Source organism: Roseovarius autotrophicus, assembly GCF_018069895.1.
Lineage (GTDB): Bacteria > Pseudomonadota > Alphaproteobacteria > Rhodobacterales > Rhodobacteraceae > Roseovarius > Roseovarius autotrophicus.
Window position 1 is genome coordinate 266,462 of the sequence record NZ_JAGQDH010000002.1, and the last position, 23,463, is coordinate 289,924.

The 23,463-nt window shown below is 64.0% G+C and carries 28 protein-coding genes; 14 read left to right on the forward strand and 14 right to left on the reverse strand.

The features are described from left to right. Positions 1-193: 193 nt before the first annotated feature. On the forward strand, positions 194-3,052 hold the full coding sequence (uvrA, locus tag KAK09_RS04350) for an excinuclease ABC subunit UvrA (protein ID WP_210877621.1): 2,859 nt from the start codon (positions 194-196) through the stop codon (positions 3,050-3,052). Positions 3,053-3,139: 87 nt separating this feature from the next. Here uvrA and KAK09_RS04355 read toward each other — a convergent pair whose 3' ends face one another. Next, positions 3,140-3,715 (reverse strand): translation initiation factor 3, encoded by a 576-nt coding sequence (locus KAK09_RS04355; RefSeq protein ID WP_210877622.1) that lies wholly within the window; start codon positions 3,713-3,715, stop codon positions 3,140-3,142. Positions 3,716-3,846: 131 nt separating this feature from the next. Here KAK09_RS04355 and infC point away from each other — a divergent pair, with 131 nt between their 5' ends. The 5 genes from infC (at position 3,847) to KAK09_RS04380 (ending at position 6,272) form a co-directional block, all read left to right on the forward strand. Further along, entirely contained in the window at positions 3,847-4,476 is a 630-nt protein-coding gene (gene infC, locus KAK09_RS04360; protein ID WP_336244420.1) for a translation initiation factor IF-3, read from the forward strand. 13 nt (positions 4,477-4,489) lie between these two features. Next, entirely contained in the window at positions 4,490-4,804 is a 315-nt protein-coding gene (locus tag KAK09_RS04365) for a DUF4177 domain-containing protein (protein WP_247651053.1), read from the forward strand. Positions 4,805-4,965: 161 nt separating this feature from the next. Then, the gene (locus KAK09_RS04370; protein ID WP_210877623.1) at positions 4,966-5,589 is read left to right on the forward strand and encodes a J domain-containing protein; all 624 of its coding nucleotides are present in this window, start codon (positions 4,966-4,968) and stop codon (positions 5,587-5,589) included. Positions 5,590-5,646: 57 nt separating this feature from the next. After that, positions 5,647-5,868, forward strand: a complete 222-nt coding sequence (locus tag KAK09_RS04375; RefSeq protein WP_418895512.1) for a YgaP family membrane protein — start codon at positions 5,647-5,649, stop codon at positions 5,866-5,868. A gap of 92 nt (positions 5,869-5,960) precedes the next feature. Continuing rightward, positions 5,961-6,272: an excinuclease ABC subunit A gene (locus tag KAK09_RS04380; RefSeq protein WP_210877624.1), complete on the forward strand. Its 312-nt coding sequence runs from the start codon at positions 5,961-5,963 to the stop codon at positions 6,270-6,272. Positions 6,273-6,299: 27 nt separating this feature from the next. Here the strand turns inward: KAK09_RS04380 and KAK09_RS04385 are convergent, their stop codons facing one another. From KAK09_RS04385 to cobA, 6 genes are all read right to left on the reverse strand, one after another. After that, positions 6,300-7,151 (reverse strand): ferredoxin--NADP reductase, encoded by an 852-nt coding sequence (locus KAK09_RS04385; RefSeq protein ID WP_210877625.1) that lies wholly within the window; start codon positions 7,149-7,151, stop codon positions 6,300-6,302. A gap of 72 nt (positions 7,152-7,223) precedes the next feature. Beyond that, positions 7,224-7,631 carry a DUF934 domain-containing protein gene (locus KAK09_RS04390; RefSeq protein ID WP_210877626.1) on the reverse strand — a complete coding sequence of 136 codons (408 nt, stop codon included), beginning with the start codon at positions 7,629-7,631 and terminating at the stop codon, positions 7,224-7,226. Then, a complete protein-coding gene (locus KAK09_RS04395; protein WP_210877627.1) occupies positions 7,628-8,362 on the reverse strand; it encodes a phosphoadenylyl-sulfate reductase in 735 nt (244 codons plus the stop codon). The genes KAK09_RS04390 and KAK09_RS04395 overlap by 4 nt, the downstream gene beginning before the upstream one ends. After that, on the reverse strand, positions 8,349-10,019 hold the full coding sequence (locus KAK09_RS04400; protein WP_210877628.1) for a nitrite/sulfite reductase: 1,671 nt from the start codon (positions 10,017-10,019) through the stop codon (positions 8,349-8,351). The genes KAK09_RS04395 and KAK09_RS04400 overlap by 14 nt, the downstream gene beginning before the upstream one ends. A gap of 31 nt (positions 10,020-10,050) precedes the next feature. Further along, positions 10,051-10,362 (reverse strand): DUF2849 domain-containing protein, encoded by a 312-nt coding sequence (locus KAK09_RS04405; protein WP_210877629.1) that lies wholly within the window; start codon positions 10,360-10,362, stop codon positions 10,051-10,053. Position 10,363: 1 nt separating this feature from the next. Continuing rightward, a complete protein-coding gene (gene cobA / locus KAK09_RS04410) occupies positions 10,364-11,134 on the reverse strand; it encodes a uroporphyrinogen-III C-methyltransferase (protein ID WP_210877630.1) in 771 nt (256 codons plus the stop codon). Between the two features lie 146 nt (positions 11,135-11,280). Between cobA and KAK09_RS04415 the strand changes: the two genes are divergently transcribed. Then, on the forward strand, positions 11,281-11,742 hold the full coding sequence (locus tag KAK09_RS04415) for an Lrp/AsnC family transcriptional regulator (protein ID WP_210877631.1): 462 nt from the start codon (positions 11,281-11,283) through the stop codon (positions 11,740-11,742). Positions 11,743-11,813: 71 nt separating this feature from the next. Here KAK09_RS04415 and tpiA read toward each other — a convergent pair whose 3' ends face one another. From tpiA to KAK09_RS04445, 6 genes are all read right to left on the reverse strand, one after another. Next, positions 11,814-12,563 (reverse strand): triose-phosphate isomerase, encoded by a 750-nt coding sequence (gene tpiA, locus KAK09_RS04420; protein WP_210877632.1) that lies wholly within the window; start codon positions 12,561-12,563, stop codon positions 11,814-11,816. 34 nt (positions 12,564-12,597) lie between these two features. Continuing rightward, complete coding sequence (locus KAK09_RS04425; RefSeq protein ID WP_210877633.1) at positions 12,598-12,948, reverse strand: HesB/IscA family protein; 351 nt, start codon at positions 12,946-12,948, stop codon at positions 12,598-12,600. A 27-nt stretch (positions 12,949-12,975) separates the two neighbouring features. Beyond that, entirely contained in the window at positions 12,976-13,335 is a 360-nt protein-coding gene (locus tag KAK09_RS04430) for an SUF system Fe-S cluster assembly protein (protein ID WP_210877634.1), read from the reverse strand. Positions 13,336-13,434: 99 nt separating this feature from the next. Further along, positions 13,435-14,838, reverse strand: coding sequence for a 30S ribosomal protein S6--L-glutamate ligase (gene rimK, locus KAK09_RS04435; protein WP_210877635.1), 1,404 nt, complete (start codon positions 14,836-14,838; stop codon positions 13,435-13,437). A gap of 68 nt (positions 14,839-14,906) precedes the next feature. After that, positions 14,907-15,179, reverse strand: a complete 273-nt coding sequence (locus KAK09_RS04440) for an NfeD family protein (protein WP_210877636.1) — start codon at positions 15,177-15,179, stop codon at positions 14,907-14,909. After that, positions 15,179-16,069, reverse strand: coding sequence for an SPFH domain-containing protein (locus tag KAK09_RS04445; RefSeq protein ID WP_210877637.1), 891 nt, complete (start codon positions 16,067-16,069; stop codon positions 15,179-15,181). Before KAK09_RS04445 ends, KAK09_RS04440 begins: the two co-directional genes overlap by 1 nt. Positions 16,070-16,160: 91 nt before the next feature. On the opposite strand from KAK09_RS04445, the gene tgt reads away from it, so the two are divergent. The 5 genes from tgt (at position 16,161) to KAK09_RS04470 (ending at position 19,474) form a co-directional block, all read left to right on the forward strand. After that, complete coding sequence (tgt, locus tag KAK09_RS04450; RefSeq protein WP_210877638.1) at positions 16,161-17,285, forward strand: tRNA guanosine(34) transglycosylase Tgt; 1,125 nt, start codon at positions 16,161-16,163, stop codon at positions 17,283-17,285. Positions 17,286-17,393: 108 nt separating this feature from the next. Further along, positions 17,394-18,008, forward strand: coding sequence for an EF-hand domain-containing protein (locus tag KAK09_RS04455; protein WP_210877639.1), 615 nt, complete (start codon positions 17,394-17,396; stop codon positions 18,006-18,008). Between the two features lie 68 nt (positions 18,009-18,076). Next, the gene (locus KAK09_RS04460) at positions 18,077-18,670 is read left to right on the forward strand and encodes an RNA polymerase sigma factor (RefSeq protein ID WP_210877640.1); all 594 of its coding nucleotides are present in this window, start codon (positions 18,077-18,079) and stop codon (positions 18,668-18,670) included. Next, positions 18,654-18,986 (forward strand): hypothetical protein, encoded by a 333-nt coding sequence (locus tag KAK09_RS04465; protein ID WP_247651054.1) that lies wholly within the window; start codon positions 18,654-18,656, stop codon positions 18,984-18,986. The genes KAK09_RS04460 and KAK09_RS04465 overlap by 17 nt, the downstream gene beginning before the upstream one ends. After that, on the forward strand, positions 18,986-19,474 hold the full coding sequence (locus tag KAK09_RS04470) for a periplasmic heavy metal sensor (protein ID WP_210877641.1): 489 nt from the start codon (positions 18,986-18,988) through the stop codon (positions 19,472-19,474). The genes KAK09_RS04465 and KAK09_RS04470 overlap by 1 nt, the downstream gene beginning before the upstream one ends. 29 nt (positions 19,475-19,503) lie before the next feature. Here the strand turns inward: KAK09_RS04470 and KAK09_RS04475 are convergent, their stop codons facing one another. Continuing rightward, positions 19,504-19,851 carry a DUF4236 domain-containing protein gene (locus tag KAK09_RS04475; protein WP_210877642.1) on the reverse strand — a complete coding sequence of 116 codons (348 nt, stop codon included), beginning with the start codon at positions 19,849-19,851 and terminating at the stop codon, positions 19,504-19,506. A gap of 67 nt (positions 19,852-19,918) precedes the next feature. Between KAK09_RS04475 and KAK09_RS04480 the strand changes: the two genes are divergently transcribed. Both KAK09_RS04480 and lon read left to right on the forward strand, forming a co-directional pair. Next, positions 19,919-20,677, forward strand: coding sequence for an ion transporter (locus KAK09_RS04480; protein WP_210877643.1), 759 nt, complete (start codon positions 19,919-19,921; stop codon positions 20,675-20,677). Between the two features lie 205 nt (positions 20,678-20,882). After that, positions 20,883-23,294 carry an endopeptidase La gene (lon, locus tag KAK09_RS04485; protein ID WP_210877644.1) on the forward strand — a complete coding sequence of 804 codons (2,412 nt, stop codon included), beginning with the start codon at positions 20,883-20,885 and terminating at the stop codon, positions 23,292-23,294. Positions 23,295-23,463: the final 169 nt, after the last annotated feature.

The following is a 23,463-nucleotide window of genomic DNA, read 5'->3' on the forward strand; positions in this document are numbered from 1 at the left end:
AAGGTCCGTCATCCTCGGGCCTGACCCGAGGATCTCTTGGCGCCCGGAGATCCCCGCTTTCGCGGGGATGACGGGAAAGGGGGATAACGATGAACCTGCCCCGAAGGCCCTGTTGTTCCCTATCCGTTCACAATTTCGGCTTGGACGACTCGCAGCACTCCTCTATGTGATGTCCGGTGGCAAGGGGGCTCTCATGGCCGAACTCAAGACGATCTCCGTGCGCGGTGCGCGCGAGCATAACCTCAAGAATATCGACGTGGATATTCCGCGCGATCAGCTGGTGGTGATCACTGGCCTGTCGGGGTCTGGCAAGTCGAGCCTTGCCTTTGACACGATCTATGCCGAGGGGCAGCGGCGCTATGTCGAATCCCTCAGCGCCTATGCGCGGCAGTTTCTCGACATGATGGAAAAGCCGGATGTGGATCACATCAGCGGCCTGTCCCCCGCCATTTCCATCGAGCAAAAGACGACATCGAAGAACCCGCGCTCGACCGTGGGCACCGTCACCGAGATCTACGATTACATGCGGCTGCTGTTTGCCCGCGTCGGCACGCCCTATTCGCCCGCCACCGGCCTGCCCATCGAGGCGCAACAGGTTCAGGACATGGTGGACCGGGTCATGGCGATGGAGGAAGGCACGCGCGCCTATCTGCTGGCCCCCATCGTGCGCGACCGCAAGGGCGAGTATCGCAAGGAATTTCTGGAGTTGCGCAAGCAGGGCTTTCAGCGGGTCAAGGTGGATGGTGAGTTCCACGAGTTGGACGAGCCGCCCGTTCTGGACAAGAAATTCCGCCACGACATCGACGTGGTGGTGGATCGTCTGGTGGTCAAAGAGGGGCTGGAGACGCGGCTTGCGGACAGTTTCCGCACCGCGCTTGATCTGGCGGACGGGATTGCGGTGCTGGAGACTGCGCCCAAGGACGGCGAGCCGGAGCGTATCACCTTTTCGGAGAAATTCGCTTGTCCGGTCAGTGGCTTCACCATCTCCGAGATCGAGCCGCGGCTGTTTTCCTTCAACGCGCCGTTCGGGGCCTGCCCCGATTGCGGCGGGCTGGGGGCGGAGTTGTTCTTTGACGAGCGCCTTGTGGTGCCCGACGAGGCGCTCAGGCTGGCGGATGGGGCGATTGCGCCCTGGCGCAAGGGAAAATCCCCCTATTTCACGCAGACGATCAATTCCATCGCCAGGCATTACGAATTTGACCGCAACACGCCATGGAAAGACCTGCCCGCCCATGTCAAACAGGTGTTTTTGCATGGCTCTGGCGAGGACGAGATCAATTTCCGCTATGACGAGGGCGGCCGCGTCTATCAGGTGAGTCGGGTGTTCGAGGGTGTGATTCCCAATATGGAACGCCGCTATCGCGAGACGGATTCGGCATGGGTGCGCGAGGAATTCGAACGCTATCAGAACAATCGCCCCTGCGGTGCCTGCGGCGGCTACCGGCTGCGCCCCGAGGCATTGGCGGTGCGGATTGCGGGGCTTCATGTCGGGCAGGTGGTGCAGATGTCGATCCGCGAGGCGCATGACTGGTGCGCGACCGTGCCGGAGCATCTGGGCAAGCAGAAAAACGAGATCGCCCGCGCCATTCTCAAGGAAATCCGCGAGCGGCTGGGGTTTCTGGTCAATGTGGGTCTGGATTACCTGACGCTCTCGCGCAGTGCCGGCACGCTGTCGGGCGGCGAGAGCCAGCGCATCCGGCTGGCAAGCCAGATCGGCAGCGGGTTGACCGGCGTGCTTTATGTGCTGGATGAGCCGTCGATCGGTCTGCATCAGCGCGACAATGGGCGGTTGTTGCAGACGCTGCGCAATCTGCGCGATCAGGGCAATACGGTGATCGTGGTCGAGCATGACGAGGAGGCCATTCGCACCGCCGATTACGTCTTTGACATTGGCCCCGGTGCCGGGGTGCATGGCGGCCGGGTGGTGAGCCATGGCACGCCCGAGGCGGTGGCGGCCGATCCGGCCTCGCTGACCGGGCAATACCTGTCGGGCGCGCGCGAGATTGCGGTGCCGGAGGTGCGGCGCAAGGGCAACAAGAAGAAGCTGACCGTGGTCAGGGCGACCGGCAACAACCTCAAGGAGGTGACGGCCACGTTTCCGCTGGGGCAATTCGTCTGTGTTTCGGGCGTGTCGGGTGGCGGCAAATCGACGCTGACCATCGAGACGCTGTTCAAGACCGCCTCCATGCGTCTGAACGGCGCGCGCCAGACGCCCGCGCCCTGTGAAACCATCAAGGGGCTGGAGCATCTCGACAAGGTGATCGACATCGACCAACGCCCCATCGGGCGCACGCCGCGCAGTAACCCGGCCACCTATACCGGGGCGTTCACGCCGATCCGGGACTGGTTCGCCGGTCTGCCCGAGGCCAAGGCGCGCGGCTACAAGCCGGGGCGCTTTTCGTTCAACGTCAAGGGCGGGCGCTGCGAGGCCTGTCAGGGCGATGGTCTGATCAAGATCGAGATGCATTTCCTGCCCGATGTCTATGTCACCTGCGAGACCTGCAAGGGCGCGCGCTACAACCGCGAGACGCTGGAAATCAAGTTCAAGGGCAAGAGTATTGCCGACGTGCTCGACATGACAGTCGAGGACGCGCAGGCGTTCTTCAAGGCGGTCCCGAGCATCCGCGAGAAGATGGATGCGCTGATGCGCGTGGGGCTGGGCTATATCAAGGTGGGTCAGCAGGCGACCACGCTTTCGGGCGGCGAGGCACAGCGCGTGAAGCTGTCAAAGGAACTCAGCAAGCGCGCGACAGGGCGCACGCTCTACATCCTCGACGAGCCGACCACGGGGCTGCATTTCGAGGATGTGAAGAAGCTCTTGGAGGTGCTGCATGAATTGGTCGATCAGGGCAATTCGGTGGTGGTGATCGAGCATAACCTCGATGTGATCAAGACCGCCGACCATATCATCGACATCGGCCCCGAGGGCGGCGATGGCGGCGGCGAGATCGTGGCCGTGGGCACGCCAGAGGAGGTGGCCGAAGAGCCGCGCAGCCATACCGGGCGCTATCTCAAGGAGATCTTCGCGGCGCGTCGGGTGGCGGCGGAATAGCCGCTGAACCCGAGATCAGCGTCGGTCAGACATGAAAATACCCGCGCAACGCCTGTGCGTCGCGCGGGTTCCCCACGGGTGGCGGGGTCAGTATCCGAGCGCGGTGCGCGCGGCCTCGAGCGCGGATTGCAGTTGGTCGGGATTGTCCTGCGCGGCGCGGATCCCCTCGATAAGCAGGGTCTTCTGCATTGCGTCAAGCCCGGACTCTTCGATCAGGTTGCGCACACGCGCCATGTCAAAGCCCTCGATGGTCAGTGCCTCGGGAGCCTGACCCTCGGCGGTCTGACCTTGGTCCATGGCTTGGGATGTGGGCTCGGTGCCGGTTTCGGTGGCTTGAGCGGCTGTCTCGCTCGCCGCTTCTGTCGCCTCGGTTGCGGTTGCACCGATCGTTTCCTGCGCAGCACTGACCGCCTCCTGCGCAGCCTCGACGGCCTCTTGCGCGGTCTCGGTCACGGCGGTGGCGGCGTCGGACGCTGCCTCCTGCGCGGCCTCGACCGCCTCTCCCGCTGCGGTTGCCGCTTCCTCGAGCGCTGTCGGGGCCTCGACTTCGGCGGTCGTGCCGGTCACGGTCTCGACCACCTCATTGACCGATTTGCCGGTAAACAGCATGTAGCCACCCCCCAGCACGATCACGGCCAGAACGATCCAGATCAGGTTTCTCATACCATGCTCCTCAACATCCTTGCGGGTTGCCACATCGTTGCGGCCCCTTCACAAGGCCGTGTGTCACATGGCGCTCTCGTGGAAAAGCAACAAGGATAAGAACGCTTGATTTAGGCTCTCTCCCGCCGATTTTGCGGCTTGAAAGCCGCTATTCCCGCGTTTACCTTGCACCGCCAAATATAGCCGACAAATGCAACAATCGAAGGACCAAAGCCATAGCCCGCAGACCTCACAACGCGCCCCCCACGCGCGAAACCGGACCCCGCATAAACGAGCGTATCCGTGCCGATGAAATCCGACTGATTGGTGCCGATGGCGAGAATGTCGGGGTCGTATCCCCGCAGCGCGCACTCGAAATGGCTGAGGAAGCCGGGCTCGACCTGGTCGAAATCTCTCCCAATGCGACACCTCCGGTCTGCAAGATCATGGATTTCGGCAAGTTCAAGTATGAACAGCAAAAGCGCGAAGCCGAGGCCCGCAAGAAGCAGAAGATCATCGAGGTCAAAGAGGTCAAGTTCCGTCCCGGCACCGACACGCATGACTACGAGGTCAAGATGCGCAACGTTCTGCGTTTTCTGGAAGGCGGCGACAAGGTGAAGATAACCCTGCGCTTTCGCGGCCGCGAGATGGCGCATCAGCATCTCGGGCGAGAGTTGCTCGAGCGCATCGCCGAGGATGTCAAGGAACTCGGTCGGGTCGAGAACATGCCAAAGATGGAAGGCCGCCAGATGATCATGATCATCGGCCCCGCTCCGAAATGATCGACCGTCATCCGTGACTTTTCCCCGCCACGAATACCGCGTCATTCCCGCGCCCAAGCGCGGCCGCAAGGCCCCCGGCGTCAAGACGCCGGAGGGCCGCTTTGCTCTTGGGCTGGAGGACGTGCTCAACGAGATGGCGCGCGAGGGCTGGACCTATCTGCGCAGCGACATCCTGCCCAGCGAAGAGCGGCAGGGTCTGACCTCGACGGCGACGATCTATCGCTCGGTGCTGGTTTTCATGCGCGAGATCACGCCGCCGTTGGTGACCGAGTCGCTTGCGCCCGAAGATGTGGCGGCGGGCATGGCCCCATTGCCGCGCTCTGACTGAACGGCCTTTGAATTCTTCTTTGAGATGAAACCCTTGCCGCCGGTCACGGTTCGGCAAGGGACCGCCGTGTCACCAGAATGTCACGGTTTTTTTGTCCCGCCCCCCTTCTATTCGGCGCGTTTTGGCATACACTCTGCGCCCTGACTCGTTGAGGTGTCCCGATGTCCAAGACTGATCCTTTCGGCTTTGACCTGTCCGTTTCGTCGGCCAAGCGCAAGAATCCGCGTGGGCGACGGGGCATGTCCGGGGCGTCGGAAACCTCGAAACGGACTTGTGAACATGAGGGTTGCACCGAGGCGGGGCTCTACCGCGCGCCGAAATCTCCTGACCTGCTGGACGAATACCTCTGGTTCTGTCAGGACCATGTGCGCGAGTACAATCTGAAGTGGAATTTTTTCGAGGGCACGACCGAGGCTGAACTGAACGCGCAGCTTTCGCGCGACAAGGTCTGGGAGCGTGAAACACGCCGTTTTACCGATCCCGAGGCGCGAGCCTGGGCGCGGCTTGGCATCGAGGATCCGCATCAGGTTCTGGGTGACAACGCCACCCGTAATCCCGGCCGCAAGCAGGGCGGCGGGCGCAAGCTGCCGCCGACCGAGCGGCGCGCGCTGGACATCCTCGAAGCCGACGATGACTGGACAAAGGCTGACCTGCGCAAGGCCTACAAATCGCTGATCAAGGTGCTGCACCCCGACATCAATGGTGGTGACCGCAGTCAGGAAGAGCAGTTGCAACAGGTCGTCTGGGCCTGGGATCAGCTCAAGGACAGCCGCAATTTCAAGTAGCCGGTGACAAGGTCACAGAGCGCTGCGCCACCGCGTGACAGGATCGCCGCATCAACCATGAAAGGCGATCCCATGCTCAAGAAGAATGTTGGCACCCTCGACCGCGCGCTGCGCATCATCCTTGGCGTTGCGTTGCTGGCAGGTTTTTTCTTCAACCGCGATGCGGCCTATAGCTGGCTTTACCTGATCGGAGTCGTGCCGCTGGTGACGGGGCTGATCTCCTCCTGCCCGCTCTACACGATCTTTGGGCTGAGAACCTGTCCGCTTGAAAAGAGATAAGGCAGGTTTTCGCGCATCGGGCGGTTTGCGGGTTGGCTCCTTGCGTCGCAAGGCCCATCTTGTCAGCAATGACAGCTTCAGGAGGATCGAAGATGCGCCAGACGTTTCTTGTTGCCGCCGCCCTAGCGGCCCTGACGGCTGCTCCCGCTTTGGCCGATCCGCCGGGCGCGTGCCCTCCTGGTCTGGCCATGAAAGGCACGGGCTGCCTGCCGCCGGGACAGGCGAAGAAGATCTATGGCATTGGCGAGCGGATCGATGACGGTCAACTGATTCGCCATCCGGGGCGGCACGGGCTTGACCCGAAACATACCTATTACCGGGTGGGGGATCACGTCTATCGGGTGGACCGCGAAACGCGCGAGGTGCTTGATCTGATCGGGGCGGTGGCACGCGTTCTGAACTGAAGCGCGCCGCGCCCGCGCCCGGCCCTGTCAGTCGAGGAACGCCTTTTCCACCACATATTCCTTGGGGTCGGAATTGGCGCCTTCGCGCAGCCCGTAGCCTTCAAGCAACGCCTTGATTTCAAGGTTGAAGGCGAGGTTGCCGCAGACCATGGCGCGGTCGGTTTCGGGCGAGAGGGGGGCAACGCCCAGATCCGTGAACACCGCGCCAGAGCGCAGGAGATCGGTGATGCGGCCCATCTTGGGACTCTGCTCGCGCGTCGTCGTGGGATAATAGCGCAGCTTGTCGGCAAAACCCTCGCCGATCAACTCCTCCAGCATCTCGTCGCTGCGGATGCTCTCGATCAATTCGGCCCCATAGGTCAACTCACCCACTTCCCGGCAGGTATGGGTAAGGATGATATCGTCATAATCCTCGTAGGTCTGCGGGTCGCGCAGCAGCGAGGCAAAGGGTGCGATCCCCGTGCCGGTTGCAAAGAACCAGAGCCGCTTGCCCGGCAAGAGCGCGTCATGCACCAGCGTGCCCACGGGCTTGGGTCGCAGGATGATCTCGTCGCCGGGCTGGATATTCTGGAGGCGCGAGGTGAGCGGACCGTCGGGGACCTTGATCGAGTAGAATTCAAGTTCGTCATCCCAGGACGGCGAGGCGATGGAATAGGCGCGCAGGAGCGGCTTTTCGAGCCCCGTTTTCTCGTCCGTCTGCATCAGCCCGATCATCACGAATTCGCCAGAGCGGAACCGCAGGCTTGCGGGCCGCGTCACCCGGAAGGCGAACAGCCGGTCGGTATAGTGCTTGACCGATGTTACCACCTGCGCGTCGGGCAGGGTGAGGGTCTTGGGCGCTTTCGCGGTGGCTTGGGTCACGGGGCTTATCTCATTCATTGTGTCGCTTGCCGGTGCATCTGAACCGACATCCTCTTTTAATCTTTGACCTATGTCAGGGGAAGGCGATTATCAGCCGCGCAACCGCGCCTGATAATCGTGGCACTGCCAGTTCGCGCGGAAGAGCCAGTCGGCTTCGGGCTGGCGCGCGGCGAGCGCGTCGGAGATTTCCACCTCATCGAAGCCCGCGCGCCGCGCCATGGCGTATTGATCGGCGATCACATGGCCAGCGGCGCGCAGCCGCCCACGATAGCCCATGAGCCGCAATTGCCGCGCGATGGAAAAGCCGCGCCCGTCGGCGGGGCCGGGAAAGGCCACGCGGATGAAGCGCACAGCCTTCAGACGCCCCGCCAGATCGGCGGGGTTGGTGTCCTCGGGCAGATCGAGCGCGGTGGTGCTTGCGCCGGCCTCGGCCAGAGGTGTGATGGGGTTGGTCCAGTCATCGCGGCCAAAGCCGCTATCGGTGACGACGATGCTCATGCGGAAACTCCTTTTCGCACCATTTTGCCATTCACAAAATGGATGCCACATTCGGTCTTGTCCTGATTGCGCCAGCGGCCCGCGCGCGGGTCTTCATCGGCGCGCACCGGGCTGGTGCAGGGCATACAGCCGATGGAGGGATAGCCGCGCGCCACCAGCGGATGCCGGGGCAGGCGGTTTTCCTCCATATAGGTGCGGATATCCTCACGCGCCCAATGGGCCAGCGGGTTGACCTTGATGCGCCCGGTGCCCTCCTCGACCTCGAAGAAATCGAGCGCGGCGCGGGTGCCGGCCTGATAGCGTTTGCGCCCGGTGATCCAGCCGTCGAAACCGCTCAGCGCGCGCAACAAGGGAACGGTCTTGCGCAGCGCACAGCAGGCGTCGGTATCGCGCAGGTGGAGCGTGTCACCGGGGTCATGGCTGCGCAGGTCGGCAGGGGTGGCGCGGATGATGCGCAGATCGCGCAAGGCCAACCGCTCGGCCAGTTCCTGCTGATAGACCAGCGTTTCGGCAAAGAGCATCTCCGTGTCGATGAAAATGACCGGCGTTGCCGTCCGCGTGACCGAGACCATATGCAAAAGCACGACGGATTCCGCGCCAAAGCTGGAGACAAGCGCCAGCTTGCCCGCCTGTGGATCGCGCAACGCATGTTCAAGCACTGACACCGCCGAATGATGGCGGTATCGGTCGTTGAGCGCGTGAACCCGTGATCTCAGGTCACTCTGCGGCATGGGCGCGGGCCTCTTGGTCATAGAGCGCGGATTTGAAGGGGGCCATCCCGAGGCGGTTGTAGGTCTCAAGAAAGGTCTCTTCTGGCCCGTCGCGCAGGTCGAGATAGGCGAAGATCAGGCGCTCGATGGCGGGCACGATCTCGTCATAGGCAAAGCCCGGCCCGGTGCGGGTGCCGATGGTCGTGGTCTCGGACGGATCGCCGCCGAGGGTGATCTGATAGTTTTCCACCCCGGCACGGTCGAGGCCAAGGATACCGATATGGCCGACATGGTGATGCCCGCAGGCATTGATGCAGCCCGAGATCTTGATCTGGAGATGGCCGACCTCATGCTCGATCTTGAGCGCGTCAAGCCGGGTGGCGATGCCTTGGGCCACGGGGATCGAGCGGGCGGTGGCCAGCGCGCAATAATCCATGCCGGGGCAGGCGATGATATCCGAGGCGAGGCCGATGTTGCCGGTGGCAAGGCCCATGGTTTTCAGCGCGGCATGGACGGCGGGAATGTCGGCCAGGGCCACATGCGGCAGCACGAGGTTCTGCGCGTGGCTGGCGCGGATGTCGTTGTGGCCATAGCGTTCGGCCAGATCGGCGACGAGGCGCATCTGATCCGCCGAGGCATCCCCGGGGGTTTCGCCATGCGCCTTGAGGCTGATGGTGACGATGCCGTGATCGGCGTGTTTGTGCGGCGTCACATTGGTATCGGCCCAGGCGCGGAACACCGGATCGGCATCGCGGGCGGTGTAATAGGGGGCGGCGTCACGCTCGGGCAGGGTGGGCGTGACAAAGGCCGCGTTGATCCGCGCGAGCCAGTCCTGATCGACGCCGGTAAAGGCCGCGCGGCGGCGGGGAAATTCCTCTTCGACCAGAGCGCGGATTTCATCAAGGCCGTTCTCGAACACGGTGATCTTGATTCGCGCCTTGTATTTGTTGTCGCGCCGTCCGATGCGATTATAGGTCGCCAGCACGGATTCGAGATAGGGCAAAAGGTCTGCACGGGGCAGGAAATCGCGCAAGAGTTTGGCCACCATCGGCGTGCGGCCCATGCCGCCGCCAACCCAGACCTCGAAACCGCGCACCCCGTCACGCTCGATGATCTTGAGGCCGATGTCATGGATCTTCATCACGGCGCGGTCGCTGTCCGAGGCGATGACGGCGATCTTGAATTTACGCGGCAGGAACTGGAATTCCGGGTGGTCGGTGGACCATTGCCGCACCAGTTCGGCCACCGGGCGGGGGTCTTCGATCTCATCCGCAGCGGCACCGGCGAAATGATCCGAGGTCACGTTGCGGATGGTGTTGCCGGAGGTCTGGATGGCGTGCATCCCCACCTCGGCCAGCGCATCGAGCATGTCGGGCACATCGCGCAGTTGCGGCCAGTTATACTGAATATTGGTGCGGGTGGTGAAATGGCCATAACCCTTGTCCCACCGCTCGGCCAGATAGGCCAGTTGGCGCAGCTTGGCCGGGTCAAGCGAGCCATAGGGAATGGCGACACGCAGCATGTAGGCGTGCAGTTGCAGGTAAAGCCCGTTCATCAGACGCAGCGGGCGGAACTCATCCTCGGTGAGGCCCCCCGCCACGCGCCGCTCCACCTGTGCGCGGAACTGGCGGTTGCGCTCTGCGAGGAAGGCGCGGTCGAAGTCGTTGTAGGTATACATCTGGGTGTCCTTTCCGGGGGAAGGTCGCGGGTCAGGCGCGCGACTGTCCTTCGGATTGCTTGCCGTGAAAGAGGTTCGAGGGGCCCGTCCGGCGAAATTCCTCGCGGAAATGGGTGGGCTCGGGGCCGTTCGGGCCGCGGCGCATATCGGCGAGATAGGCGCCGACGATTTCGCCCGCGCGCGCCTGCGCCTGCAAAAGGCGATAATCGGCATCGGCCTCGTCGATCAGCACTTCGGCTTCTGACAGATGCCGGGTCCAGCGGTCATCGGCGGTGAGATAGACCACATCGCCCTCGATCAGGGCGTTGGCGGTCACGACCTTGGGGGTGAACTCTTTGGCCATGTCAGGCAAACTCCTGTCGAGATTGTGAAATCCTGGCCTCTGCCGCACGGGGGGCGAGGCCGAGAAAGGTGAGCGCGGGGCCGCTGAGCGCGGCGGCGTCGAGATCGGCGGGCAGCCGGTCGAGTGTGGTGGCAATCACACGCTGGTTGGGGCGGGCGGCGTTTTCCACGACGGTCACGGACGTGGCGCGGTCCGCGCCGTGCATCAGCAGCCGCCCCTGCACGAAGCGCGCGGCGCGCTTGCCCATGTAGATCGCGGCCACCTCGCCGGGGCGCGCCAGCATGCGCCAATCGTGATCGGCAAAACCGGCCATGTCATGCCCGGTCAGAAAGCGCACAGCGGCGTTGCGCCCGCGTTTCGTCAGGCTCTGGCCGATGGCGGCGGCGGCGGCGGAGGCGGCGGTGATGCCGGGCACGATCTCGAAGGTGAGGCCAGCAGCCTCTATCGCCTCGATTTCCTCGTCGAGCCGCCCGAACACGACCGGATCGCCGCCCTTGAGGCGCACGACACGCGCACCGGCGAGCGCGTGGCCGGTGATGAGCGAATTGATCACCGCTTGCGGGGTGGACGGGCCGAACCCCTCCTTGCCGGCGGCCACAAGTTGCGCGCCCGGCCGGGCGAGTGCGAGGATATCCGCGCTGACCAGTCGGTCATGGATCACCACATCGGCCGCCGCGATGAGGCGCAGTGCCTTCAAGGTCAGCAGATCGGCGTCTCCGGGGCCCGCGCCGACAAAGGCGACTGGCGTGAACAGGGGCGTTCTGGCGGGCATGGCGGCAGCGATTCCGAGCTGTTTGACTTCCCTGTTAATATAGGAAATATTCCCATATAAAGGCTATATAGCACGCAGAATAAGAACATTTGTTCTGTACGTGTCAGAATGAGGGCCGCGCGTTCCTCAATCGGAGTAATGTTGGAATGACCGTCCGCATAGACGATCTCGATCGGAAAATTCTTGTGCAGCTCCAGCAGGATGCAGGGCAATCGCTCGACGATATTGCGCGCAATGTGGGGTCAAGCAAGACGCCCGTGTGGAACCGGATCCGCAAGATGCGCGAGGCCGGTGTGATCCGGCAACAGACCTGTCTGCTCGACCCGGAGGCGCTCGGGTTCGAGGCGTGTTTCTTCGTGTTGATCCGCACGTCGGAACATGATGCCGACTGGCAGGCCCGGTTTCTGGAATCGCTGAAGAAGCGCCCCGAAGTGCAGGAGGCGCATCGGCTGGCAGGCGATATCGACTATATTCTCAAGGTGCGTGTCGCTAATGCGCGGGCCTATGACGTGTTCTATCAGGCGCTGATTTCGGAAGTGAAGATTCACAACGTCACCGCGCTCTTGTCGATGGAAGAGATCAAATCGACGGTGATGCTACCGTTGTGAGGGGAAAGGGGGCGCTGCCCCCGTCGCGCATCCGCGCGACTCCCCCGGAGTATTTTTTGAACAGTGAAGGGTCAGGCATCTTCGAGCGCGGTTATGATCGGGGAAAAATCCTGTGACCTGAGGCTCGCGCCGCCGACGAGCGCGCCGTCCACGTTGGGAATCGCGAAGATCTCGGCGGCGTTTGCGGGCTTGACCGATCCACCGTAGAGAAGGCGCAGGCCGTCGGCCTCTGTCTTGCCCAGGCGGTCGGTGAGAAGCGCGCGGAGCACGTCATGCACCTCGGCAATCTGCGCCGTGCTGGGCGTGAGGCCGGTGCCTATGGCCCAGACCGGCTCGTAGGCGATGACGGTATTGGCAGCGGTGGCGGTGTCGGGAAGCGAGGCGTGGAACTGATCGGCGATGATGGCGAGGGTTTGCGCGCCTTCGCGCTCGGCCAGTGTCTCGCCGAGGCAGATGACCGCGATGAGATTTACGGCGTGGGCGGCGCGGGCCTTGTCCGCGATCAGGGCGCTGGTTTCCTTGTGATCCTCGCGCCGCTCCGAATGGCCGACAATGATCGCCTGCGCCCCCGCATCGGCCAGCATCGGGGCGGAAATGTCGCCCGTATGGGCGCCCGAAGCGGCGGTGTGGCAATCCTGCGCGCCGATCATCAGAGGGGTGTCGGCGGCGAGCGAGGCTGCCCGCGCCAGTAGCGTGGCGGGGGGACAGATCAGAATGTCGACGGTCGGCGCGGTATGGGCGACAGCGAGCGCTGCGATCTCGCTCAGGCTTGCCATGGTGCCGTTCATCTTCCAATTTCCGGCGGCCAGCCTGCGTTTCATTCCTTTTTCCTTTCAATGCCTTGCCAGACGGTTTTCACATGTCTGCGAATTTGATCGATTCGCCGCAGCCGCAGGCTTCGGTTACGTTCGGATTGTTGAAGACAAAGCCGGATTCGAGCAGGGAGGTCCGGTAATCGATCTCTGTGCCGAACAGGAACATCTGCGCCATGGGCGCTATCAGCACGCGCGCGCCATCCTGTTCGACCACCTCATCGTGGGGATCGACCTCGGAGACATACTCCATCGTGTATTCCATGCCCGCGCAGCCCCCCTTCTTGATGCCAAGTCGCAGCCCTTTGGCCCCGTCTCGGTCCATAAGGCGCGAGATCTGCGCGACCGCTGCCGGGGTCAGGGTGACGGCTTGTCTTCCGGGAATTCCGAACATGAGCTTTGCCCTTCAGTCCTTTGATTTCTACATGAAACCCAGCTCAAGCCGGGCCTCGTCGCTCATCATGTCCATGCCCCATTGCGGCTCCCATGTCAGGTGCACATCGACCTGCTTGACGCCTGCAAGCGGCTCGACGGCATCGGCGACCCAACCGGGCATGTCGCCAGCCACGGGACATCCCGGCGCGGTGAGCGTCATGGTGATGTTGACCGCGTTCTCGGGGCTGATGTCGATCGTGTAGATCAGCCCGAGATCGTAGATATTCACCGGGATTTCAGGGTCATAGACGGTGCGGCACGCCTCGACGACCTGCTCGTAGAGCGGGTGATCGGTGGTGGAGGGGGCGATGAGCGGTGTCCCCTGAAGCGGTTCGGCTGCGGTCATTCTGTCTGTCCTGCGCTTATTCCGACCAAAGATATAAGATTTATACGGCCCCGCGTCCAGAGGCACGCGGTTTACGGGGTTGTGCGCGACGTGAAAGGCTCAGCCGGGGGTCTTGCGCCGCCGCACCGGGGCGGGGCGGGCCTGTGCCTCGATCATCTCGTAAAGGGCGCCTGCGATGTTCTTGGCGGTCGCACCCTCGATCCCCTCGAAGCCGGGAGAGGAGTTCACCTCGAGCACCTTCGGCCCCGTATCGGCGCGCAAAAGATCGACCCCGGCGAGGTTGAGATCGAACACGCGCGCCGCGCGGATGGCCGTCTCGCGCTCGGCCTTGGTGATGCGCACGGATTTGGCAGAGCCGCCGCGATGCAGATTGGAGCGGAAATCGCCCTCGGCGCCGGTGCGCTTCATCGAGGCCACCACGCGCCCGCCGATGACAAGGCAGCGGATATCCTCGCCCGCTGCCTCCTTCACGAAGTCCTGAACGAGGAAATTCGCCTTGAGCCCGCGAAAGGCGTCGATCACCGATTCGGCCGCCTTGCGCGTTTCGGCGAGCACCACGCCCTTGCCCTGCGTCGATTCGAGGAGCTTGACGATGAGCGGTGCGGTGCCCACGAGACCGATGAGGTTGCCGGTATCCTTGGGTGAGGCGGCGAAAGCGGTGTTGGGCATCCCCACCCGCGCGCGCGCCATCAGCTGATGGGCATAAAGCTTGTCGCGGCTGGCGGTGATGCCTGCCGAGGGGTTCACGCAGAAGGTGCCGATGGTCTCGAACTGGCGGATCACGGCGGCGCCATAGGCGGTGACAGAGGCCCCGATGCGCGGGATCACGGCGTCATAGCGCGGCAGGCGCTTGCCGTCGTAATGCACCTCCGGCGCCAGGGCGTTGATCGCCATGTAGCAGCGCGTGGTGTCGATCACCTCGACCGAATGGCCGCGCGTCTCGCCTTCTTCCACAAGGCGGCGGGTGGAATAATTGTCTTCACGCGAGAGCACGGCGATGCGCAGCGCACGCTTGGGTTGGGCGGCGCGCATCCGCGAAGTGTGATAGACGTCATAGCTGAGTTCGGGTTGCAGGAAACGGTCGGTGGCGACGATCGAGATATGGTCCTTGAGCGCCTGCCGCCCGAGCAACATGCGGCTTGTCATGGAGGATCGGTTGGTCAGCGTGATCTCGATGGGCCATTGATTGCCGCTGACCGAGAGCGTGCTTTGGATCACATAGCGCAATTCGCGCTCGCCATTGGAGGACGCCACTTCTCGGCGGTCGATGATCGGGGCCGAACAGGGGATCACCAGATCGTCGCGGCCCGGAATCGGGTGGACGGTAAAGCGCACCTTGGGGCGGGTGGACGGCCCGAAGGTCTCGATGTCGAAGGCATGGAGCGCGGAGGTGCGCGCGCCGGTATCGACCTTGGCCTTGATCGCAGGCACGCCCAGATCGGGCAGCGAAATCCATTCCTCCCAGCCGAATTGCAGGGGCTGGGGTGCGGTGTCGTCGGTCATGGCCTTGGTCCTTTCCGGGGGCGCGCGCGGCTCATAGCCGCGATGCGGTCAGGGCTGCAAGGGCTGTCCTATTTGTTGATGTCCTCGCGGATCACGCGGGTCTGGTCGTCAGGGCGGCGCAGCGCACGGCGCAGCACGATCCACGACAGGAGCGAGAAGAGCACGAAAATCGCCAGAAGCGCCGAGAGGCCGAGATCGAGCGGCAGCAGCACCAAGAGCGCCACCAGCGCCGCGCCAGCGGCAAAGCCCAGAAGCACGAAACCCGGCAGCACGGTTTCGAGAATGGCAAAGACCAGCGCCGCCGCCGCCCAGACCCACCAGAGCTGCCAGAGCGCGGACATCAGCCGCGCCCTTTCAGCATCTGGAAGGCGTTGCCGAACGCTTCGACCGCGTTGGCGGGCAGCACGATGGTCTGGTTGCCCGAGCCCCTGGCCATGGCGTCAAGCGCCTCGACCTGCTTCAAGGCCACCTGGTATTGCGCCGCCTCAAGCCCGTTTTCGGCGATGGCGCGGGCCACGACCGAGGTGGCATAGGCCTCTGCGTCGGCTTGGATGCGGCGAGCCTTGGCCTGTTGCTCGGCGGCGTAAAGCTCGGCATCGGCGGTCAGCTCTACGGCGCGTTTCTGGCCCTCGGCCTCGGTCACATGGGCACGGCGGGCGCGTTCGGCGTTGAGTTGCTGAAGCATGGCCGACCGGGTGGCCTCATCGAGATTGACGTCGAGGATCTCGGCGCGCGTCACCTCGATCCCCCAGTCATCGACCGCGTCCTCCACCAGCGCCTTGATCGTCGAGATGAGTTGCGAACGGTGCGATTGCACGTCGTCGAGATCGAGCTTGCCGATCTCGGCGCGCACGATGCCCGCCACGGTGGTGGCAATCGCCCCGTCCACGTCGCGGATGCGATAGACGGTCTTTTCCGGTTGCAGGATGCGATAGAACACGGAAGTTTCCACCTCCAGCAGCACGTTGTCGCGGGTGATCGCGTCCTGGCTGGCGTTGGGCAACTGGCGTTCGAGGATCGAGATGCGATGCGCCACCTTGTCGAGGAACGGCACGATCAGGTTGATGCCGGGGCCAAGCACCTTGTGCAGCTTGCCGAAGCGTTCGACCACGTATTGCTCGGATTGCGGCACGATCTGGAGGCCGCGCGTGATGATCAGCAGCCCGAAGATCGCAATGAGGATCCACAGGATATTGGCGGAGATCAGCTCGAAAATCAGGTCTTCGGTCATGGTCTGGCCCTTGAGCGGCATGGGAAAGGGGTATTTCGCGTTAGGGTAAACCGCTTTATGGGGGGGCAAAAGCCGAAAAGAGGGTCGGGCGATGGGATTTGGATTTCAGGTGGCGGCGCGCGACGGGGCTGCACGGACGGGGGCGATCAGCACGCCGCGAGGGCAGATCCGAACGCCCGCCTTCATGCCCGTGGGCACGGCGGCGACCGTCAAGGGGATGCTGCCCGAGAGCGTGGCGGCCACGGGGGCGGATATCCTTCTGGGCAATACCTATCATCTGATGCTGCGACCGGGGGCGGAGCGGGTGGCGCGGCTTGGGGGCCTGCACCGCTTTATGAACTGGGCGCGGCCGATCCTGACGGATTCGGGCGGTTTTCAGGTGATGAGCCTTGCCGGGCTGCGCAAGCTGAGCGAGGACGGCGTGCGGTTCCAGAGCCATGTGGACGGCTCGCGCCACATGCTCAGCCCCGAACGCTCGATGGAGATCCAGCGGCTGCTTGGGTCGGATATCGTGATGTGTTTCGACGAGTGCCCGGCGCTGCCCGCCTCGGATGCGGAGGTGGCGCGCGCGATGCGGCTTTCGATGCGCTGGGCGGAACGCTCGAAGGCGGCGTTCGGCGACCGGCCCGACCATGCGCTGTTCGGCATCATGCAGGGCGGCGTCACGCGCGAGTTGCGCGAGGAGAGCGCGGCGGCGCTGCGCGCCATCGGCTTTGACGGCTATGCCATCGGCGGGCTGGCAGTGGGCGAGGGGCAAGAGGCGATGTTCGGCGTGCTCGATTATGCCTGCGATCTCTTGCCCGAGGAGCGCCCGCGTTATCTCATGGGGGTGGGCAAGCCCGACGATATCGTGGGCGCGGTCAAGCGTGGGGTGGACATGATGGATTGCGTGCTGCCCTCGCGCTCGGGGCGGACGGGGCAGGCATGGACGCGGCGCGGGCCGATCAGCATAAAGAACGCGCGCCATGCCGAAGACCCGCGCCCGCTTGATGAGGATTGCACCTGTCCGGCCTGTCGCGGGTATTCCCGCGCCTATCTCCACCATGTCTATCGCGCCGGCGAGATGATCGCTGGAATGCTGCTGACTTGGCATAACCTTCATTATTATCAAGAGCTTATGTCGGGTATGCGCGCGGCCATCGCCGAGGGGCGGTTTGCCAAGTGGGAGGCAGATTTCCATGCCGCCCGCGCCGAGGGCGATATCGCGCCGCTCTGAGCCGGGGTTTCGCGCCGGAACGGGCGGGGGCGCGCGTATTACCTTGCAGACGGGGCCAGAGAGCCGCGTCGCCAGAGGATCAAAGCGGACCCCGAAGGAGGGATCACCATGAAAAAGATCGTTCTCATGACAGGACTTGCGCTGGCCATCGGCCTTGGCGCGCCGAGCGAAGCGCGCGCGCAGGGTATGGGCCAAGGGATGACGGGCCAAGGGATGACGGGCCAGGGCATGATGGGCCAGGGTATGACGGGCCAGGGTATGACGGGCCAGGGTATGATGGGCCAAGGTATGATGGGCCAGGGGATGATGGGCCAGGGCATGGAGGACATGGCCACGCGCTTCGAAGGGGCCGATACCGATGGCGACGGGCTGCTCAGCCGCGACGAGATCGTGGCGCGCCTGACCGATCGCGCCGCCGAGCGCATTGCCGCCCAAGCCGATCGCATGATTGCGCGCCACGACGCCGACGGCGACGGTATGGTGAGCCTCGATGAGATGCAGACCGCGCAGGGCGGGCGCATGTTCGACCGCCTCGACGCCGACGGCGACGGCATGATCTCGCCTGAGGAATTCGCGAAGATGCGCGAGATGCGGATGGGCGGCAAGGGCCGTCACGGCGCGGGGATGAGCGGTTATTACGAAGGGTATCAGGGTCATCATGGCCAGCACGGGATGGGCCATTATGGCCAGCCCGGTGCGGTGGTCCACCATTACTACTATTAAACCGCTGATGCGCTCCCGGCCCCGCCTGCCCGCTTGTGGCGGGCCGGGGCCGGGGATAGTCTCGCGCGATGGCCATGCCTTTTGACGAGCACGACGATACGCCCGACGAAACACTGCTTGCCGCCTTTGCCGCAGGAGATGCGGCGGCGGCGCGGCGCTTGACATTCCGGCTGACGCCGCGCGTTCTTGCCCATGCCTTTCGTCTTCTGGGCAACCGCGCCGAAGCCGAGGAGGTGGCGCAGGAGGCGATGCTGCGGCTCTGGCGGCAGGCGTCCGAGTGGCGCGCGGGCGAGGCGCGGCTCAGCACCTGGCTCTACCGCGTTACCGCCAATCTGTGCATCGACCGGCGGCGACGCGCAAAGGGGGGCACGGTGCCGCTCGACGCGGTTCCCGAGCCGCCCGACACACAGCCGGGCGCGGCCGAGCGGATGCAGACGCACGCCCGCGCCGAGGCGTTGCAGGCGGCGCTGAACGAACTGCCAGAGCGGCAGCGGCAGGCGGTGGTGCTGCGCCATATCGAGGGGCTGGCCAATCCCGAGATCGCCATGATCATGGGGGCCAGCGTCGAGGCGGTCGAAAGCCTGACCACGCGCGGACGGCGTGCGCTGGCGGCGGCGCTCGGCACAAGAAAAGAGGAGTTGGGCTATGCCGATGAGCGATGACAAGCATGAGGCCGCGCGGCTCGAACTGTTTTTCGAGGCGGCGCGCGCGCACCCGCCCGAGCCGTCGGCGGCGCTGATGGCGGCGGTCTTGCGCGCGGCGGAGACGGGGCAACCGGCCCCGAGACGAGAGCCGCTGCTGGCGCGGTTGCGCGACGCCTTTGGCGGCTGGCCCGCGCTGGCGGGGCTGGCCACGGCGGCGGCGGCCGGTGTCTGGATCGGCACTGCGCTGCCCGAAGGGACGATTGGCGCGGCGGAGGCGGGCTATCTGGTGGATGTCGCGCCGGAGCTGGCCTTTGATCTGGCAGGAGATTTCTGATGGCAGAGGGGAAAAAGGGCGGTCTCTCGACCGGGCTGCGGACGTTTCTGGTGGTGTCGGTCGCACTCAACCTTCTGGTCGCGGGCGCGGCGGCGGGCTGGTGGCTGCGCCATGGCGACGGGTATCACGGTCACCATCCGGCGCGGCTCGACATGGTGGGCGGACCGCTGAGCCGCGCGCTGAGCGAGGCCGATCGGCGTGAGATCGCGCGCGGGATGCGCGCGCATATGCGCGTGCAAGGGCCAGAACGTGGCGCGATGCGCGCGAGCATGGAGGCGCTGGTCGCCGAGCTGCGCGCCGAGCCATTCGACGCCGGGAAGGTCGCTTTGCGGCTTGCCGCACAGCGCGCCGCCTTTGCCGAACGCTTCGAGATGGGGCAGGCGGTGCTTGTCGCGCATTTCGCCGCCATGACGGGGGCCGACCGCGCCGCCTATGCCGACCGTCTGGAGGCGGAACTGGCTGCCTACAGCGGGCGGCGGCGCGAGTGAGGTTGATTTCGACCCGTTCCTGGCCTGTCTCAACCGAAAACTCTGCCAATTAACCAAAGGCCGATCCCGATCCAGGCGACGACCCCGCTCCAGCCGAAAAATCCGAGGCGCGCGGCTTCCCTTGGGGGCGTTTCGGTCGAGGCTGAAGGTGTTTCGGCACTTGCGCGCGGGGCCGGTGGGGCCTTGTGCGTGGCCTTGGATAGTTTCTGGCTGGTGTGAAGCCCGGTGCCCGGAATGCCAGCGCTGACCGTGGTGCCGCTCGTGCCCATGGTCACGCCAGCCCCGCGCGGCCCAACCCTGATGCTTGCGCCTTTTTTCGTCAGGTTGAGGCGAATGCCGGGCGCGATTTTAAGTGTTCTTCTGAAACGAAATGCCATGCTACCCTCCCGCCGGTCAAATTGTAGCACGGCAGGCCCGCCCATGAGTAGCACGGCAGGCCCGCCCATGACACGCGAGAAGGTTTCCAGAGCGATTGATCCCGAAATGCACGATGGGCCGGGGCTGTCGCACTGGAATCAGGTCATCATCGGATTGATCTGCCTGTCGATTCTTCTTGGCATATTCGAGACCGAGGTGCGCCTGAGCGAGGGGCTGGAGCACGTATACCTCGCCGCGCATCTGGTGTTTTTCGTTGTTTTTCTTGCGGAATACGTCGCGCGGCTCTACGCGGCGGGGGCGAACCCGCGCTATGGTTCGGCATGGCGCTACGCGCTGACCTTCGCATCACTTACCGATCTTGTGGTGGTGCTGTCCTACCTGATGCCGGTGATCGGTCTGGAGGCGTCGCTTGTCCGGCTCTTCCGGGTGGCACGGCTGGTGCGGCTGGCGCGGCTTGGCCGCTATTCGCTGGCGCTGCGGACGATATCAGGGGCGGTCGCGCGACGACGCTATGAATTGGCGGTGAGCATGGTCGCCGCCTTTGCGCTCATGCTGCTGTCATCGACGGCGCTCTATCTTGCTGAACGCGGCTTGCAACCGGAGAATTTCGGCTCGATTCCGCGTGCGATGTGGTGGTCGGTGGCGACCCTTACCACGGTGGGATATGGCGATACTGTCCCGATTACCCCGCTGGGGCGTATCTTTGCGGCGTTGACTGCGGTCATAGGGATCGGTTTCATCGCGCTGCCGACGGGTATTCTGGCGGGGGCATTCACCGATGCGTTGCGCGACATGCACAATCGGCTGGAGGAACACGACGAGTAAGCGCGCCGCGTGGCTGTCGTAACCCGCGCGGTGCCTTTGCCTGTGCGCCCTTGCCCCCTTGCCCCCGCCGCGCGGGAGGGGCATTCTGCGCCGGATCAGTTGAAACGGGGCCCGTGTTGCCCCAAGTAAGCCTCAAGTGAAACGGAGAGGGCCGGGGCTGCCGAAGCCGGGGCCGGGCCTTCTTGCCAAGAACAGGACACCGAGCATGCAAGACCCCCTTAATTCCTCTTACCCGGTGCTGCCGCTGCGCGATATCGTGGTGTTCCCGCACATGATCGTGCCGCTCTTCGTGGGGCGCGAGAAATCTGTGCGCGCGCTGGAAGAGGTGATGGCCGACGACAAGCAGATCCTGCTGTCGAGCCAGATCGATCCCGCCGACGATGACCCGAACACCGACGGAATCTATCGCGTCGGCGTGCTGGCCAATGTGCTGCAACTGCTGAAACTGCCCGATGGCACCGTCAAGGTGCTGGTCGAGGGTGTGCGGCGGGTGCGCATTGTCGAATATCTGGAAAACGAGGCGTTTTTCGAGGCCCGCGCCGAGGCGCTTGACGAGATGCCGGGTGATCTGACCACGATCAAGGCGCTTTTGCGCACTGTGGGCGAGGAATTCGCGCGCTATGCCAAGATCCGCAAGAACATCCCTGACGAGGCGCTCTCGGCTGTCAGCGACGCTGACGACGCCGCGCGGCTGGCCGATCTGGTGTCGGGGCATCTGGGCCTTGATGTGGAGCGCAAGCAGGATCTTCTGGAGACGCTGAGCGTGAGCGAGCGGCTGGAGAAGGTGTATGGCCTGATGCAGGGCGAGATGAGCGTCTTGCAGGTCGAGAAGAAGATCAAGACCCGCGTCAAGAGCCAGATGGAGCGCACACAGCGCGAATATTACCTGAATGAGCAGATGAAGGCCATTCAGAAGGAGCTTGGCGATGGCGAGGAGGGCGCGGGCGAGATTGCCGAGTTGGAAGAGCGCATCGCCGCGACCAAGCTGAGCAAGGAGGCGTCTGAGAAGGCGCAGGCCGAGTTGAAAAAGCTCAAGAGCATGAGCCCGATGAGCGCCGAGGCCACCGTTGTGCGCAATTACCTCGACTGGATGTTGTCGATCCCCTGGGGTGTGACAAGCCGCACCAAGAAGGATCTGCACAAGGCGCAGGAGGTGCTTGATGCCGATCATTACGGGCTGGAAAAGGTCAAGGAGCGGATCGTCGAATATCTGGCGGTGCAGCAGCGCAGCAAGAAGCTGAAAGGCCCGATCATGTGCCTTGTCGGCCCGCCGGGCGTGGGCAAGACCAGCCTTGGCAAGTCTGTCGCGCGGGCGACGGGGCGCGAGTTCATCCGCATTTCCCTTGGCGGCGTGCGCGACGAGAGCGAGATCCGCGGCCACCGGCGGACCTATATCGGCTCCATGCCCGGCAAGATCATTCAGGCGTTGAAAAAGGCCAAGACCACCAATCCGCTGATCCTGCTCGACGAGATCGACAAGATGGGGCAGGATTTCCGGGGCGATCCGGCAAGCGCGATGCTGGAAGTGCTTGATCCCGAACAGAACTCCACCTTCATCGACCACTATCTCGAGGTGGAATATGACCTCTCGAACGTCATGTTTCTGACCACGGCCAACAGCTACAACATGCCGGGGCCGCTCTTGGACCGGATGGAGATCATCCCGCTGGCGGGCTATACCGAGGATGAAAAGCGCGAGATCGCCAAGCAGCATCTGTTGCAGAAGCAGGTGGCGAATAACGGGCTGAAGAAGGGCGAATTCGAGCTGACCGACGCGGCGCTGACCGACATCATCCGCTACTACACCCGCGAGGCGGGGGTGCGGAACCTTGAACGCGAGATCGCCAAGATCGCACGCAAGGCTCTGACCCGGATCATCCGCAAGGAGGCCGAGAGTGTTAGCGTGACGCCCGCGAACCTCGATGACTTTCTCGGGGTGCGCAAGTTCAAGTTCGGGCTGGCGGAGGAAAGCGATCAGGTCGGCGTGGTCACGGGGCTTGCCTATACCTCTGTGGGCGGCGAATTGCTCAATATCGAGGCGCTGCGCCTGCCCGGCAAGGGCCGGATGAAGACCACCGGCAAGCTGGGCGATGTGATGAAGGAATCGATTGATGCGGCGTCAAGCTATGTCCGGTCGATCGCGCCGGAAATCGGGGTAAAGCCGCCGAAGTTCGAGAAATGGGACATTCACGTCCACGTCCCCGAAGGGGCGACGCCCAAGGACGGGCCTTCGGCGGGTCTGGCGATGGTGACATCCATCGTCTCGGTTCTGACGGGGATTCCCATCCGCAAGGACATCGCCATGACCGGCGAGGTCACGCTGCGCGGCAATGCGCTGCCCATCGGTGGCCTCAAGGAAAAGCTGCTGGCGGCGCTGCGCGGCGGCATCAAGACGGTGCTCATCCCGCGCGAGAACGAAAAGGATCTGGCCGAAATCCCGGACAATGTGAAGCAAGGGCTGAAAATCATCCCCGTCGATCATGTGCGGGACGTTCTCAAGCTGGCGCTGGTGCGCGCGCCCGAGCCGGTGGAGTGGGACGAGGCCGCCGAAGAGGCCGCCGCCGCCGAGGCGGCGCGAAAGCCCGAGGGCGAGGGGCGCGGCGCAGTGGCGCATTGAGAGTGTTGAAGATGCCCCGGGTCATCTCTGGGGCATTTTCTCTCAACGGGTCATGGCGTGAGTGAAGATCATATCTTTCCCGTGAGGGGGCGCTTGCTGCCGTGGTTCGCAGGGTTCTGGCTGGTGCTGATGCCGCCCTGCATCGCGATGTCGATTTGCGAAGGACCGC

Coding starts and splice junctions, on each gene's coding strand:
- uvrA (WP_210877621.1), top strand. CDS start 194: ATGGCCGAACTCAAGACGATCTCCGTGCGCGGTGCGCGCGAGCATAAC.
- KAK09_RS04355 (WP_210877622.1), bottom strand. CDS start 3,715: ATGAGAAACCTGATCTGGATCGTTCTGGCCGTGATCGTGCTGGGGGGT.
- KAK09_RS04370 (WP_210877623.1), top strand. CDS start 4,966: ATGTCCAAGACTGATCCTTTCGGCTTTGACCTGTCCGTTTCGTCGGCC.
- KAK09_RS04375 (WP_418895512.1), top strand. CDS start 5,647: ATGAAAGGCGATCCCATGCTCAAGAAGAATGTTGGCACCCTCGACCGC.
- KAK09_RS04380 (WP_210877624.1), top strand. CDS start 5,961: ATGCGCCAGACGTTTCTTGTTGCCGCCGCCCTAGCGGCCCTGACGGCT.
- KAK09_RS04385 (WP_210877625.1), bottom strand. CDS start 7,151: ATGAATGAGATAAGCCCCGTGACCCAAGCCACCGCGAAAGCGCCCAAG.
- KAK09_RS04390 (WP_210877626.1), bottom strand. CDS start 7,631: ATGAGCATCGTCGTCACCGATAGCGGCTTTGGCCGCGATGACTGGACC.
- KAK09_RS04395 (WP_210877627.1), bottom strand. CDS start 8,362: ATGCCGCAGAGTGACCTGAGATCACGGGTTCACGCGCTCAACGACCGA.
- KAK09_RS04400 (WP_210877628.1), bottom strand. CDS start 10,019: ATGTATACCTACAACGACTTCGACCGCGCCTTCCTCGCAGAGCGCAAC.
- KAK09_RS04405 (WP_210877629.1), bottom strand. CDS start 10,362: ATGGCCAAAGAGTTCACCCCCAAGGTCGTGACCGCCAACGCCCTGATC.
- cobA (WP_210877630.1), bottom strand. CDS start 11,134: ATGCCCGCCAGAACGCCCCTGTTCACGCCAGTCGCCTTTGTCGGCGCG.
- KAK09_RS04415 (WP_210877631.1), top strand. CDS start 11,281: ATGACCGTCCGCATAGACGATCTCGATCGGAAAATTCTTGTGCAGCTC.
- tpiA (WP_210877632.1), bottom strand. CDS start 12,563: ATGAAACGCAGGCTGGCCGCCGGAAATTGGAAGATGAACGGCACCATG.
- KAK09_RS04425 (WP_210877633.1), bottom strand. CDS start 12,948: ATGTTCGGAATTCCCGGAAGACAAGCCGTCACCCTGACCCCGGCAGCG.
- KAK09_RS04430 (WP_210877634.1), bottom strand. CDS start 13,335: ATGACCGCAGCCGAACCGCTTCAGGGGACACCGCTCATCGCCCCCTCC.
- rimK (WP_210877635.1), bottom strand. CDS start 14,838: ATGACCGACGACACCGCACCCCAGCCCCTGCAATTCGGCTGGGAGGAA.
- KAK09_RS04440 (WP_210877636.1), bottom strand. CDS start 15,179: ATGTCCGCGCTCTGGCAGCTCTGGTGGGTCTGGGCGGCGGCGGCGCTG.
- KAK09_RS04445 (WP_210877637.1), bottom strand. CDS start 16,069: ATGACCGAAGACCTGATTTTCGAGCTGATCTCCGCCAATATCCTGTGG.
- tgt (WP_210877638.1), top strand. CDS start 16,161: ATGGGATTTGGATTTCAGGTGGCGGCGCGCGACGGGGCTGCACGGACG.
- KAK09_RS04455 (WP_210877639.1), top strand. CDS start 17,394: ATGAAAAAGATCGTTCTCATGACAGGACTTGCGCTGGCCATCGGCCTT.
- KAK09_RS04460 (WP_210877640.1), top strand. CDS start 18,077: ATGGCCATGCCTTTTGACGAGCACGACGATACGCCCGACGAAACACTG.
- KAK09_RS04465 (WP_247651054.1), top strand. CDS start 18,654: ATGCCGATGAGCGATGACAAGCATGAGGCCGCGCGGCTCGAACTGTTT.
- KAK09_RS04470 (WP_210877641.1), top strand. CDS start 18,986: ATGGCAGAGGGGAAAAAGGGCGGTCTCTCGACCGGGCTGCGGACGTTT.
- KAK09_RS04475 (WP_210877642.1), bottom strand. CDS start 19,851: ATGGCATTTCGTTTCAGAAGAACACTTAAAATCGCGCCCGGCATTCGC.
- KAK09_RS04480 (WP_210877643.1), top strand. CDS start 19,919: ATGACACGCGAGAAGGTTTCCAGAGCGATTGATCCCGAAATGCACGAT.
- lon (WP_210877644.1), top strand. CDS start 20,883: ATGCAAGACCCCCTTAATTCCTCTTACCCGGTGCTGCCGCTGCGCGAT.